Consider the following 13,135-nt stretch of genomic DNA (forward strand, 5'->3'; position numbering starts at 1 on the left):
ATGCGGTCAGCGCAGGCGGCGCGGTCCGAAATCGGCCTGCATCGGTTCCGGGCCGATCCGGATGCGGGCGTCGGTGGTGTCCGCCCCCGTGGCCGACGCGAGCACCGGGTCGCAGATGAGGTGCCGGACCTCCGGGAGGTCGTCGGCCAGGGTCGAGACCCGCAGCACCAGGTCGATAAGAGCGTTCTTGTTGACCGGTGACGCCGTGCGGTAGCCGGAGAGCATGGGCGCCGAGCGCGGGGACTCGATCAGCTCCGCCGCGTCGCGCGGCGCGAGCGGCAGCACGCGGTACGCGCGATCGCCGAGCAGGTCGGGCAGGGCGCCGGACAGCCCGAAGGACACCACCGCACCGAACGACGGGTCGTCCTGCACGCGGACCACGCAGCCGATCCCCTTGGTCGCCATGCGTTGGACGACCATGACCGGGTTGCCGGACACCGCGAAGAGGTCGCGGTACGCCCGGCCCACGGCGCCGGCGCCCACGACGTCGAGGCGCACCCCGGACAGGTCGGGGCGGTGTCGCCACTGCTCGCCGGTCGCCTTGACCGCGACGGGTCCGCCCAGCTCCTCGGCCGCCGCGACGGCTTCGGACTCGTCGGTGACCGTGCGAAACGCCGCCACGGAGATCCCGTAGCACTCGAGCAACTGCGTGGCCTCCTCGTCGGACAGCCACCGCCCCTCCGGGCTGCGCTCCATCCATCCCGAGACGAGGGCCCGAGCAGAGTCGGTGTCGATCCCGCCCGGCCGGGTGACGTCGTCGACCGGCCGACCGAGGCGCGCGGCGTACCGCCAGGCTCGGGTGAGCGCGAGCACCGCCCGCGCCGGATCCGGGTAGGACGGCACCGAGCCGCGCACGAGGTTGCCGTCGTCGTCGCGCACGGCGAGCAGATCGGGAATGCCCTCGGCCGCGAGGAACGTGGTGAGCACCGGCTTGTCACGGCCGCGGACCGCGCCGCCGAGGGCTTCGGCGTAGGACTCGACACGTACGGCGACCGGCGGGACGAACACGGCGAGCACGGCGTCGACCTCCGGCGAGTCCATCGCGCAGGTCACCGCGGCGGCGAAGTCCTCCGGCGTCGCCTGCGCGCCCACGTCGACCGGGGCGTCGGCCCGCAGGCCGTTGTCCCGCGCGGCATCGACGGCCAGCACTCCGAGCGCAGTCGAGTTGCCCACCACCGCGACGCGCGGACCTGCGGGGAGGGGCTGGTATCCGAGCAGGACGGCACAGTCGAACAGCTCGGTGATCGAGTCGACCTGGATGACCCCGGCCTGCTCGAACAGCGCGCGGACGACGGTGTCGTCGACGTCCGAGCCCGTGGCCAGGGCCGGCGGCACCGCCCCGCGCCCGCTCTTGACGGCCACGATCGGCTTGGTGCGCGCCACGCGCCGCGCGATCCGCCAGAACTTGCGTGCGTTGCCGAAGCTCTCGAGGTAGAGCAGCACCACGTCGGTGTTCTCGTCCTGGTCCCAGTACTGCAGCAGGTCGTTGCCGGACAGGTCCGCGCGGTTGCCGGCGGAGACGAAGGTCGAGAGTCCGAGCAACCGCTTCGAGGCCTGGGACAGGATCGCGATACCGAGCGCGCCGGACTGACAGAAGAACCCCACCCGACCTCGCCCCGGCAGCACCGGGGCGAGCGTGGCGTTCAACGAGACGGCGGGGTCGAGGTTGGCGACGCCGAGGGCGTTGGGTCCGACCAGCCGCATGCCGTGGGCGCGCGCCGCCCGCACCAGCCGCCGCTCGTTGGCCCGGCCCTCCTCCCCCGTCTCGCCGAATCCGGAGGACACCACGACGAGCGACCGCACGCCCTTGGCCAGGCAGTCGTCGAGGACGGCGTCGATCTGGGCGGACGGCACCGCCGCGACGGCGAGGTCCACCTCGTCGGGGATGTCGGACACGCTGGCGTAGGCGCGGACTCCGCGCACCGACGTGTGCTCGGCGTTGACCGGGTAGACCGGGCCGGTGAAGGACGCGCGCAGCAGGTTGGTCAGTACCGCGTTGCCGACCTTCTCGGGGTCGGTGGAGGCACCGATCACGGCGACCGACCGCGGTGAGAGCACGTTGCGGACGCTGCGCGCCTCCGCCGCCCGCTCCCGAGAGTTGCGCACCTGCACCAGCGCGTCGGTGGGGTCGATGTCGAAGTCGAGGTTGAGCACGCCGCCGTCGAACGTGCGGCTCACCTGGTAGCCCGCCTGCCGGAACACCGTCACCATGTTGCGGTTCTCCGCGAGGACCTCCGCGACGAAGCGGCGGACACCGTTCTCCGCCGCGGCCCCGGCGAGGTGCTCGAGCAGGATCGGCCCGAGACCGCGGCCCTGGTGGTGGTCGGCGACCACGAAGGCCACCTCGGCGGAGTTGCCGTCGCCGTCCGGGAGACGCTCGTAGCGACCGACCGCGATGATCTCGTCACCCAGAGTGGCGACGAACGCCACCCGCGACGAGTGGTCGACGGTCGTGAAATTGACGACGTCACGCTGCGGCATGGTCGGGTACGGACCGAAGTAGCGCAGGTATCGGGTGCGCTCGCTGAGTTTGCCGTGGAAAGCGACGATCGCGTCGGCGTCCGACGGCACGATCGGCCGCAGGTGCACCACGCGCCCGTCGCTGGCGAGCACGTCGGCGGACCAGTGCTTCGGGTAGTTCTCCGCCTGCTCCCGTTCGCGTGCCTTGGCCTCCGACAGCGGCGGTTCGCCGGCCGGGGAGGCCGCGTCCGCGGTCTCGTCAGTCACGAGGATCCTCCGGGTCGAGTCCGAGGGCGGGGTAGACCGCCCGACGCGTCGCGATGATCGCGGTGTCGACGCGCTCGATCGCGCGGTCCACCGTGGCGACACCGGAGGCGGGCGATCCGCCGGGGCCGTCCCAGGGTGCGTAGTCGACGTCGCCGTCGTCGCTCATGGTGGACGGCAGATCGATGCTGGGGGCGGCGCCGCGCACGCGCTCGCGCCACTCGTCGGGCAGTGCGGTCGACGGGTCGACGTCGCGGTCGAGCACCGCGGCGATGAGGTGCGTCCAGGCCCGCGGCACCACGCGGACGAGCCCGTAACCACCTCCGCCGACGGCGAGCCATCGGCCCTCGCAGACCCGGTCGGCCAGGTCGCGCATGGCGAGGAACGCCGCTCGCTGGCCGTCGACGGTCAGGCCGAGATCGGCGAGGGGATCCTCCCGGTGCGAGTCCACGCCGCACTGACTCACCAGGATCTGGGGTCGGAACGCCGCCACTGCCCCGGGGACCACGGCGTGGAAGGCCCGCAGCCACAGCCGGTCCCCCGTTCCGGGCAGCACCGGCACGTTGACCACCGTGCCCTCGGCGAGGCCCGACCCCGCCTCGGTGGACCAGCCCGTGTTCGGCCAGAGCGTCGCGGGATGCTGATGCACCGAGACCGTCATCACGCGAGGGTCGTCGAGGAACGCGGCCTGGACGCCGTCCCCGTGGTGGGCGTCGACGTCGATGTACGCGATGCGGTCGTACCCGTTGTCGAGCAGCCACGAGATGGCGATGGCCGCGTCGTTGTAGACGCAGAAGCCCGATGCCCAGTCGGCCATGGCGTGATGCATGCCACCCCCGATGCTGACGGCACGGCGCGAGGAACCCGACGCGATGGCCCGCGCCGCGGTGAGCGTGCCGCCGGCGACGACGGCGCTCGCCTCGTGCATGTCCGTGAACACCGGGTTGTCCTCCGACCCGAGTCCGTGCACGGGTTCGGTGGCGCGGGAGCCAAGCGGCAGGTCGACGGGTGCGCGCTTGACCGCGCGGACGTAGGACGACGTGTGCACCCGCAGCAGATCCTCGTCGCTGGCCGCAAGGGGCGGTACCGTGTCCGCGTCGTCGAGCAGACCCAGCGTGGTCGCGAGGTCCATCGTGAGGGCCAGCCGAGTGGGGTTCATCGGGTGGTCGTCGCTCCACCGGTACTTGAGGTAATCCGCACTCCAGACGAGCGCGGGTGTGGTCGACGGCACGGTCATGACGTTCAACCTACGTGTCCGATCTGTCCGACGCGGCCGACCCACGACGTCGATTCCCTACCGGTAGAATTACAGAAGACGAAGGGTGTGATTGTGAAGGATTTGGTGGACACCACGGAGATGTATCTCCGGACCATCTACGACCTGGAAGAGGAAGGCGTGGTCCCGCTGCGGGCGCGGATCGCCGAGCGCCTCGAGCAGTCGGGCCCCACGGTGAGCCAGACCGTCGCCCGCATGGAGCGGGACGGTCTGTTGCTCGTCGCCGGTGACCGCCATCTGCAGCTCACCGAGAAGGGCCGCGAGCTCGCGGTCGCGGTGATGCGCAAGCACCGGCTGGCCGAGCGCCTGCTGGTCGACGTGATCGGTCTGCGGTGGGAGGACGTGCACGCCGAGGCCTGCCGGTGGGAACACGTGATGAGCGAGGAAGTCGAACGGCGCCTGGTCGAGGTGCTGGACAACCCCACCACCTCTCCGTACGGCAACCCCATCCCCGGCCTGGACCAGCTCGGCTCGTCGCGGCCCAGCACCCCGGTCGAGGATCTGGTGCGGCTGTCCGACCTGCCGGCCGGTACGCCGACGGCGGTCGTGGTGCGGCGTCTGGCCGAGTACGTGCAGTCGGACCCGGACACGATCGCGCGGCTGCGGGACGCCGGTGTCGTGCCGGACGCACGCGTGACGGTGTGCCCGAAGCCGGGCGCGGTGACCATCACGGTGCCGGGGCACGACGACGTGGACCTGTCCGTCGAGATGGCCCACGCCGTCCAGGTCAAGACCATCTGACCGTCCGGGTCGAGATCATCCGAGGAGTCCCGTGAAGTACGTGGTGACCGGCGGCGCCGGTTATGTCGGTTCCGTGTGCGCGAGAGTGCTGGTGGACTCCGGTCACGAGGTGGTCGTGATCGACGACCTCACCACCGGCAATCGCGACGGCGTGCCCGAGGGCACGACGTTCGTCGAGGGCCCGGTGGCCGACTGCATCGACGACGTCCTGGCGGGCGCCGGCGTGGACGGCGTGCTGCATTTCGCCGCCCAGTCGCTGGTCGGCGAATCGGTGGAGCAGCCGGAGAAGTACTGGCGCGGCAACGTCGGTACCGCGTTGGCGCTGCTCGACGCCGTCGTCGCGCACGGCATTCCCCGTCTGGTCTTCTCCTCCACCGCCGCGACCTACGGCGAGCCCGAGCGCACCCCGATCACCGAGGACTTCCCCACCCGCCCCACCAACCCCTACGGCGCGAGCAAGCTGGCCATCGATCACGCCATCACGGGATACACCGCAGCGCACGGCTTCGGGGCGACCAGCCTGCGCTACTTCAACGTCGCGGGCGCTCATGGCGGGCTCGGCGAGAACCGCGTGGTGGAAACCCACCTCATCCCGCTGGTGCTGCAGGTCGCGGCCGGCCACCGTGCGTCGATCTCGGTCTTCGGCACCGACTGGCCCACGCCCGACGGCACCGCGGTCCGCGACTACATCCACGTGCGGGATCTCGCGGATGCGCACCTGCGCGCGATCGACCGGAGCATTCCCGGACAGCACCGGATCTTCAACCTGGGCAGCGGCGCCGGCTTCTCGGTCCGCGAGGTGATCGAATCCTGCCGCCGGGTCACCGGTCGGGACATCCCGGTGGTGGATTCGCCGCGTCGCCCCGGCGATCCCGCGGTGCTCGTCGCCTCGAGCGCGAAGGCGATCGACGAGCTGGGCTGGTCGCCCGAGCTCACCGACCTCGACACGATCGTCGCCGACGCGTGGGAGTTCCTGCTCTCCCTGGGCGACCGCGCGCACTCCGCGCGTCGGGGCTGACCTCACCCGTCGGCGGGCAGCCGCACGCCGAGCCCCGTCGCGACGGCACGGGCGGAGTCCACGAGGTCGGTCACGACGGCCGGGCCGAGACCGTTCTGCAGGGCGGCGTCGAGCAGTACGGCCAGCCGGTACCCGGGGTCGGCCGCCAGCGCGACCTCGAGCGCCGTCCCGGCCATCGGCCCGTCTCCGCGCAGGTAGAACCACACGGCCACCATCGTGGCGGGTGCCGCTCGCTGCGGGCCGGACGTCCGGCGGGTCAATTCCACCCACAGCGCACCCGCGGTCGCGTCCAGGCGAGTGCCGGCGAGTCCGAGCAGCGCGTCTCGGATGGACAGCACCGCGAGACCCGCCATCGCCCGCGCCGCCGACACGGAGTCGAGCTCACCGGACAGATCGAGGAGCTCGACGTCGTCGACCACCTCGGCCAGTAGCTCTCCGGGCGTCAGCGGCGCGAGGATCTCGGCGACCTCGGCGCAGTGCCGCTCGAAGCGCGCGCAGTCGTCGACGGACGCCGGGGCGAGAACGGTCAGCAGATCGGATCGGGAGGACCGGATCGGGCGGCCGCTCACGACGGTCGACGCCGCGACCGCCGACGTGAGCGGATCCGGCAACGATCCGTGGCGGTCGTCACCGCCGAGGCTCGACCAGGGGGCGTCGGCCGTGATCGTCGGCACCACGTGGACGCCGAGGACCTCGATGTCGAGGGCGTCGAACACCTCGTGCAGGTCGTCCGCGAGCGAGTCGAACTGCGCCGGGGCGCGGTCACCGACGACGAGCACCGCGACGATCGCGTCGTAGGCCTCGCGGTCGCAGACCTGCGCGCAGCGCTCGATGGCGTGGAACACCTCCCCCGTCGCGGGTGGGTCCGGCAGGTCCTGCCGCACGGTCATGCGCACCGTCGTCGTCGACCCCCGCGAGAGGCAGATCAGGACGATGGAGTGCTCGGGCACGAAGCCCAGCAGGGCGGGCACGGCGGCGAGGAGGTCGCCCACCGTGGCCACGGTGGCGCGCAGCGGTGGGTCGAGCGGGTGGTCGTCACGGCGGTGGGCGGCGTACGGATGTCTGGTCACACGCCGCACTCTGCGCCGCGCCGCCGACCGCCCTCGCCGCGTGACCTGGGCCGACGGGTCGCCCCGAACCAACCTGTGGATGGCCGGGGCCCCGGGGAGAACACCGGTCCGAGGGGGCACCGTGCGACGTGCCACCATCGTCACCATGCGTGCAGTGCTGCAACGGGTCTCGTCCGCGAGGGTGCGGGTCAACGCCCGCGTGGTCGGAGAGATCGGTCCGGGCGTTCTCGTGCTGCTGGGAGTCGCGCCGTCCGACGGGCCGACCGACGTCGAGCACGTCTCCCGCAAGATCGCCGAGCTGCGGATCCTCCCGGACGAGCGGTCCGTGTCCGAGGTTCCCGACGCGGGTGTGCTCGTGGTCTCGCAGTTCACCCTCTACGGCGACACGCGGAAGGGCCGACGCCCCTCCTGGAACGGGGCGGCGCCCGGTCCCGTCGCCGAGCCGCTGGTCCGCGCCGTGGTGGACACCCTGCGCGCCCGGGAAATCACCGTCGCGACCGGCGTGTTCGGTGCTCACATGGCGGTGGAGTCGGTGAACGACGGACCGGTCACCGTGATCGTCGAGAGCCCCGGATTCGGATCCACCACCGCCGGACCGTCGTCGAGCGCGCCCGGCGGCGGGTCGACACCCGCCGACGCCGCGCGGTGAGCGGCAGCGTCGGCTTCGGCAGCCTGGACCAGGACACTCCTTCGGGGAGCATCCAGCCGCGCCACCGTGCGACCACGCACAGCGAGGCCCCCACCACCGTGCCCGCCACCAGGCCCGCGTCGGTGCCGATCAGGGACTGGACCACCACCAGGGTCGCACTGCCGGCCAGCGCGCAGGTGGCGTAGAGAGTGTTGCCGCCGAAGATGGCGGGGACGCGGCCGACGGCGATGTCACGGACCGCTCCCCCGCCCACGGCGGTCACGGCGCCGAGCCCGATCGCGGGCAGCCACCCCAACCCCACGCCCAGGGTCTTCTGAGCCCCGGCCGCCGCCCAGCAGCCGAGCGCGAGGGCATCGACGTACGGGAAGATGCGGTCCCAGCCGCGTCCTTCGAACCGCACGGCGAAGGCGACCAACGCTCCGAGCAACGCGGCGGTCAGGTACCGGTAGTCGGTGAGGGCGACCGGCGGACCGGCCTGCAGCAACGTGTCACGGATGATGCCGCCGCCGAGCCCGGACACCACGGCGAGAACCGAGAATCCGACCAGGTCGAAGCGCATGGCCCGGGCCACCGCTCCACCGAGCAGCGCGTTGGCCACCACGCCGGTGAGGTCGAGGACCCGGAACAGATCCGCCGTCCCGATCACGAAATCGAACATCGGCGCACGATCAGCCGTTCTTGACCTTCTGCACCGCCTCGCGGAACACCAGATCCAGCGTCGCGGTGTCGGGCTCCCCCGCGCCGAACGACATGTACGTGGCGGTGACGCGGACGTCGTCGACCTGCCCGACGAGCGAGAGCATCGACTGGGTGATCTCGTCCGCCCCGCCGCCGGAGGAGACGGTGCGGCGAACGGCCAGCGTGTCGTCCACACCGAGGGGCGGCGGCGGCACCAGCTCGCTGACCACCTCCGCGGTGACCCCGCCGGCCGTCGTGCGGACGGTGCCGCATTCCTCGGTCCGCGAGCGCAGGGAGTCGAGCGTGTCGTCCACCCGGGCGAGTTCCACCGACACCGTCGCGCGGTTCACCGGGTCGGTGCCGACCACCAGCGACGTCGCGTCCGGATCGGCCGTCGGCCGGTCGGGCTTGCACCCGGCCGGGTCCACCGACGCGCCGGAGGCGACGCCGTCGAGGTCCTGAGCGGCCTGCGCCACCGCCTGCGGGGGCAACACCACCGCCTGGTAGGCGGCGGGGAACACCGACGGATCGAGGGTGAGGGCCGCGAGCGCCGACGCGGCCGCGCTCGACGTCGGGGTCGCGCTGTCGCCCGTCGTCGTGGGGGGCACCGACGTCGTCGTCGAGCTCGTCGCCGGCGGCGCGGTGGTCCCGGCGGCCTCGGGCACGCCCTCGACGGTGCTGCCACCGCAGGCCGTGGTGAGCAGAACGGCACCGGCTCCCAGGCATCCTGCGATTCCGAGTCGGGTCCTGCGCAGCAGCATCATGTCCTCATCTCGCCTCGCCCGGGTGCGGCCGCAGCCCGGTGGTCCGGCGAGCATCGCACAGAGCACCACTCGGCCGACCCCGCCCACACCGCGGGGTGTCCGGTTCGTTATGCGGCTCGCCGGCCCCGGTCAGGAGCCGCGGGCGATCCACTCCTCGAGGTGCGGCGACTCCGTCCCGATGGTGGTGCCGTCGCCGTGCCCGGTGCGCACCGTCGTCTCCGGCGGCAGCGCGAACAGCCGCTCACGGATGCTCCCGATGATCGTCGGGAAGTCGGAGTAGGAGCGGCCGGTGGCTCCCGGGCCACCGGAGAACAGAGTGTCGCCGCTGAAGAGTTCCCCGGCCTCGGGGAGGTACAGGCACGAGGACCCCGGCGAGTGGCCCGGGGTGTGCAGCACCTGCACGGTCGTGCCCGCCACGGCGATCGAGTCGCCGTCGGCGAGGTCCCGGTGGCCGACGCCCGGGTGGGTCTGCTCCCACAGCACGTCGTCGGCCGGGTGGAGCAGGATCGGCGCGTCCAGACGCCGCGCCAGTTCCGGGGCGACGGTCACGTGATCGTTGTGACCGTGGGTGCAGATCACCGCGACGACGGTTCGGCCGGCGACGGCGTCGACGATGGGGTCGGCATCGTGCGCGGCGTCGACGATCACCACCTCCGAGTCGTCCCCCACGAGCCAGATGTTGTTGTCGACGTCCCATTCCCCGCCGTCGAGAGCGAAGGTTCCGGACGTGACGACGCGATCGACGCGCAGGTCGCCGCTCACAGGACCACCACCGATCGCAGGACGCGGCCCGCCGCTGCGGCGTCGAAAGCCGCCTCGACGTCCCCCAGACCGATGCGCTCGGTGACGAACTTCTCCAGGGGCAGTCGGCCCTGCCGGTAGAGGTCGACCAGCATCGGGAAGTCGCGCTCGGGCAGGCAGTCGCCGTACCAGGAGGACTTGAGCGACCCGCCGCGGGAGAAGAAGTCGATGAGCGGCATCTCCACGGTCATGTCCGGAGTCGGCACGCCGACGAGCACCACGGTGCCGGCCAGATCGCGTGCGTAGAACGCCTGCTTCCACGTCTCGGGGCGACCGACGGCGTCGATCACGACGTCCGCGCCGTGGCCGCCGGTCAGCTCCTGGACGGCCTCGACGGCGTCGACCGACGACGCGTCGACGGTGTGGGTGGCGCCGAGCTCGGTGGCCCAGTCCAGCTTTCCCTTGTCCCGGTCGACCGCGATGATGGTGCCCGCTCCGGCGAGGCGGGCGCCGGCGATCGCGGCGTCGCCGACGCCGCCGCATCCGATGACCGCGACGGAGTCACCGCGACCGACGTTGCCGGTGTTCATCGCGGCGCCGAGACCGGCCATCACGCCGCAGCCGAGCAATCCGACCACGGCCGGGTCGGCGTCGGGATCGACCTTCGTGCACTGACCCTCGTGGACGAGCGTCTTGTCCGCGAACGCTCCGATGCCGAGCGCCGGGGTGAGTTCGGTGCCGTCCTCCAGAGTCATCTTCTTCGAGGCGTTGTGGGTGTCGAAGCAGTACCACGGTTCACCGCGCTTGCAGGCCCGACACTGGCCGCACACGGCGCGCCAGTTGAGCACCACGAAGTCCCCGGGCGCGACGTGGGTGACGTCGTCCCCGACGGTCTCGACCACACCGGCGGCCTCGTGACCGAGCAGGAACGGGAACTCGTCGTTGATGCCGCCCTCGCGGTAGTGGAGATCGGTGTGGCACACGCCGCACGCCTGGATCGCCACCACCACGTCGTTGGGCCCGGGGTCGGGGACGACGACGGTCTCGGTGGTCACCGGGGCGCCCTTGCTCCGTGCGACGACGCCGCGGACGTGCTGTGGCATGTGAGTCTCCTGTCGGTCGTGTGTCCGTCGGTCCCGAGGTCGGTGCGCCCGCGACGGACCGCGGCGCGCGTTGTCGACCCTATCGGTGCATCCATGCGAATACGGGCATGGCGGGGTCCGAGGCATCCTCGCGGCGTACACGGGGAATGCCGGGCCGCGACGCGATGTTGGACCGTCGACGAACGACGGCAAGTGAGCGCGTCGCGCTGTGGAAAACTGGGTAATCGACCAGAAGCCGTCAAGGCGGCATCGGCGCGACGAGGGAGGACACGGCATGGACGAGAAATCCGGAATGTACGAGCTCGAGTTTCCGGCGCCGCGCGTGCTCTCGGAGGACGGCCTCGGCCCGGTCCTCGTGCACGGTCTCGAGGGCTACTCCGATGCGGGACACGCCGTGAAGCTGGCGACGGCACATCTGCGCGAGACGCTCGAGACGGAACTCGTGGCGGCGTTCGACATCGACGAGTTGCTGGACTACCGCTCCCGGCGGCCCATGATGACGTTCAAGGCGGACCACTTCTCCGACTACGAGGAGCCCGTGCTCAATCTCTACGCCGTCCAGGACGGGGTCGGCACGCCGTTCCTTCTCCTGTCCGGACTCGAGCCGGATCTGAAGTGGGAGAAGTTCACCACCGCCGTGCGGCTGCTGGCCGAGCAGCTGGGCGTGCGGCGGACGATCGGCCTCAACTCCATACCCATGGCCGTCCCGCACACCCGCCCTCTCGGCGTCACGGCGCACTCCTCCGACTCCGAGTTGGTCGGCGATCACCACAAGTGGTCGGGCGAACTGCAGGTGCCGGGCAGCGCGTCGTCGTTGCTCGAGTACCGGATGGCACAGCACGGACACGAGTCCATGGGCTTCTCGGTGCACGTCCCGCACTACCTCGCGCAGACCGCCTACCCCAGCGCCGCGGAGAAGTTGCTGGAACTGGTGGCCGACGCCGCCGACCTGGAACTGCCCCTCGCCGCGCTGACCACGGCTGCGGCCCGCGTGCGGGAGCAGGTGGACGAGCACGTCGAGGGCAACCCGGAGGTCGGGTCGGTGGTCGCAGCGCTCGAGCGTCAGTACGACACCTTCGTCACCGCCCAGGAACAGAAGTCCACGCTGCTGGCCTCGGACGAGGAACTGCCCAGCGGCGACGAACTCGGTGCCGAGTTCGAGCGGTTCCTGGCCGAGCAGACCGGGCTCGACGAGGACAGCACCGACCCCGACGACCGGGCCTGACGGAGCCGTCACATCCACGTAGCGTGACCGTCACACACCCCGACCACACTGGACCGGTCGACGCGCACGCGTCGCCCGATCCATCTGTGAGGAGCGACGACTCATGACGGCCTCACGCACTCGCGCCCTGCGGCCCGTGCCGGACTCCCGGCCGACCCTCCATCACCGCACGGTGCACGGCTACCGCCGCGCCTTCCGGATGGCCGGCGAGGGTCCGGCGCTGCTGCTCGTCCACGGCATCGGCGACAGCTCCGAGACCTGGCTCGAGCTCATCCCCCACCTCGCGGCGTCGCACACCGTGATCGCGCCCGACCTGCTCGGTCACGGACTGTCGGACAAGCCGCGGGCGGACTACTCCGTCGCCGCGTACGCCAACGGCCTCCGCGATCTGCTGGTCACCTTGGGCATCGACGCCGTGACCGTGGTGGGCCACTCGCTGGGTGGTGGGGTGGCCATGCAGTTCGCGTACCAGTACCCGCAGATGGTGCAACGGTTGGTCCTGGTGTCGGCCGGCGGCGTCACCAAGGACGTCCACCCCGCCCTGCGGCTCATGTCGGTCCCCGTGGTCAACGAAGTCTTCAAGCTGCTGCGGCTGCCCGGCGCGATACAGACCCTGCGGGTGGTCGGGTCCGCGATCCAGCGCCTCGACGGCACACCGTTGCACCCCGGCCCCGCGCTCCACGACACGCCCGACCTGCTGCGTGTGGTCACCAATCTGCTGGATTCCACGGCGTACGACGCCTATCGGAAGACCCTGCGCGCCGTGGTCGACTGGCGCGGCCAGGCCGTCACGATGCTCGACCGGTGCTACCTCACCGAGAACCTGCCGGTGCAGCTGGTGTGGGGCGAGCACGACACGGTCATCCCGGTCGACCACGCCACGCTCGCGCACGCGGCGATGCCCGGCTCGCGCCTCGACGTCTTCCGCGGCGCGGGCCACTTCCCGCACCGGGACGATCCGATGCGGTTCCTCCGCGTCCTGGAGGACTTCGTCGCCACGACGACACCCCTCGTTTTCGACGAGACCCGGTGGCGCAGACTGCTCGTCGAGGGAGTCGGCGAGGCGACGATCACGGGCAGCCCGGCCACCCGCCAGGCCGTGCTGGGTGCCATGGGTTCGGACGAGAGGTCCGCTACGTAGCCTGT

Annotated in this window: 11 protein-coding genes and 1 pseudogene; 5 read left to right on the forward strand and 7 right to left on the reverse strand. The window is 71.6% G+C overall.

All coding sequences use genetic code 11. The annotated features are described in order from the left end of the window. Window positions 1-6: 6 nt before the first annotated feature. A complete protein-coding gene (locus BMZ18_RS08225; RefSeq protein WP_371828491.1) occupies window positions 7-2,727 on the reverse strand; it encodes a bifunctional acetate--CoA ligase family protein/GNAT family N-acetyltransferase in 2,721 nt (906 codons plus the stop codon). After that, window positions 2,720-3,961 carry an acetoin utilization protein AcuC gene (locus tag BMZ18_RS08230; protein ID WP_068362222.1) on the reverse strand — a complete coding sequence of 414 codons (1,242 nt, stop codon included), beginning with the start codon at window positions 3,959-3,961 and terminating at the stop codon, window positions 2,720-2,722. The genes BMZ18_RS08225 and BMZ18_RS08230 overlap by 8 nt, the downstream gene beginning before the upstream one ends. Before the next feature lie 93 nt (window positions 3,962-4,054). Between BMZ18_RS08230 and BMZ18_RS08235 the strand changes: the two genes are divergently transcribed. Both BMZ18_RS08235 and galE read left to right on the forward strand, forming a co-directional pair. Then, window positions 4,055-4,741, forward strand: a complete 687-nt coding sequence (locus tag BMZ18_RS08235) for an iron-dependent transcriptional repressor DtxR (protein ID WP_068105572.1) — start codon at window positions 4,055-4,057, stop codon at window positions 4,739-4,741. Window positions 4,742-4,772: 31 nt separating this feature from the next. Next, window positions 4,773-5,759 (forward strand): UDP-glucose 4-epimerase GalE, encoded by a 987-nt coding sequence (galE, locus tag BMZ18_RS08240; RefSeq protein ID WP_074922078.1) that lies wholly within the window; start codon window positions 4,773-4,775, stop codon window positions 5,757-5,759. A gap of 2 nt (window positions 5,760-5,761) precedes the next feature. On the opposite strand, the gene BMZ18_RS08245 is transcribed toward galE, so the two are convergent. Next, window positions 5,762-6,829: a DUF4192 domain-containing protein gene (locus tag BMZ18_RS08245; protein WP_169817769.1), complete on the reverse strand. Its 1,068-nt coding sequence runs from the start codon at window positions 6,827-6,829 to the stop codon at window positions 5,762-5,764. A gap of 145 nt (window positions 6,830-6,974) precedes the next feature. Here BMZ18_RS08245 and dtd point away from each other — a divergent pair. Continuing rightward, window positions 6,975-7,394, forward strand: a pseudogene (gene dtd, locus BMZ18_RS08250) (D-aminoacyl-tRNA deacylase); the annotation flags it as partial. On the opposite strand, the gene BMZ18_RS08255 reads toward dtd, so the two are convergent. From BMZ18_RS08255 to BMZ18_RS08270, 4 genes are all read right to left on the reverse strand, one after another. Further along, a complete protein-coding gene (locus BMZ18_RS08255) occupies window positions 7,378-8,136 on the reverse strand; it encodes a trimeric intracellular cation channel family protein (protein ID WP_068366310.1) in 759 nt (252 codons plus the stop codon). The pseudogene dtd and the gene BMZ18_RS08255 sit on opposite strands and share 17 nt — an antisense overlap. A 10-nt stretch (window positions 8,137-8,146) precedes the next feature. Beyond that, entirely contained in the window at window positions 8,147-8,920 is a 774-nt protein-coding gene (locus BMZ18_RS08260) for a sensor domain-containing protein (RefSeq protein WP_244516458.1), read from the reverse strand. A 129-nt stretch (window positions 8,921-9,049) separates the two neighbouring features. Beyond that, window positions 9,050-9,682 (reverse strand): MBL fold metallo-hydrolase, encoded by a 633-nt coding sequence (locus tag BMZ18_RS08265; protein ID WP_068366307.1) that lies wholly within the window; start codon window positions 9,680-9,682, stop codon window positions 9,050-9,052. Beyond that, window positions 9,679-10,764, reverse strand: coding sequence for an S-(hydroxymethyl)mycothiol dehydrogenase (locus BMZ18_RS08270; RefSeq protein WP_068100842.1), 1,086 nt, complete (start codon window positions 10,762-10,764; stop codon window positions 9,679-9,681). Before BMZ18_RS08270 ends, BMZ18_RS08265 begins: the two co-directional genes overlap by 4 nt. A 274-nt stretch (window positions 10,765-11,038) precedes the next feature. Between BMZ18_RS08270 and BMZ18_RS08275 the strand changes: the two genes are divergently transcribed. Continuing rightward, the gene (locus BMZ18_RS08275) at window positions 11,039-11,989 is read left to right on the forward strand and encodes a proteasome assembly chaperone family protein (protein WP_068100840.1); all 951 of its coding nucleotides are present in this window, start codon (window positions 11,039-11,041) and stop codon (window positions 11,987-11,989) included. A gap of 103 nt (window positions 11,990-12,092) precedes the next feature. Continuing rightward, the gene (locus BMZ18_RS08280) at window positions 12,093-13,130 is read left to right on the forward strand and encodes an alpha/beta fold hydrolase (RefSeq protein ID WP_068366304.1); all 1,038 of its coding nucleotides are present in this window, start codon (window positions 12,093-12,095) and stop codon (window positions 13,128-13,130) included. Window positions 13,131-13,135: the final 5 nt, after the last annotated feature.

Source organism: Rhodococcoides kroppenstedtii (genome assembly GCF_900111805.1).
Classification (GTDB): Bacteria; Actinomycetota; Actinomycetes; order Mycobacteriales; family Mycobacteriaceae; genus Rhodococcoides; species Rhodococcoides kroppenstedtii.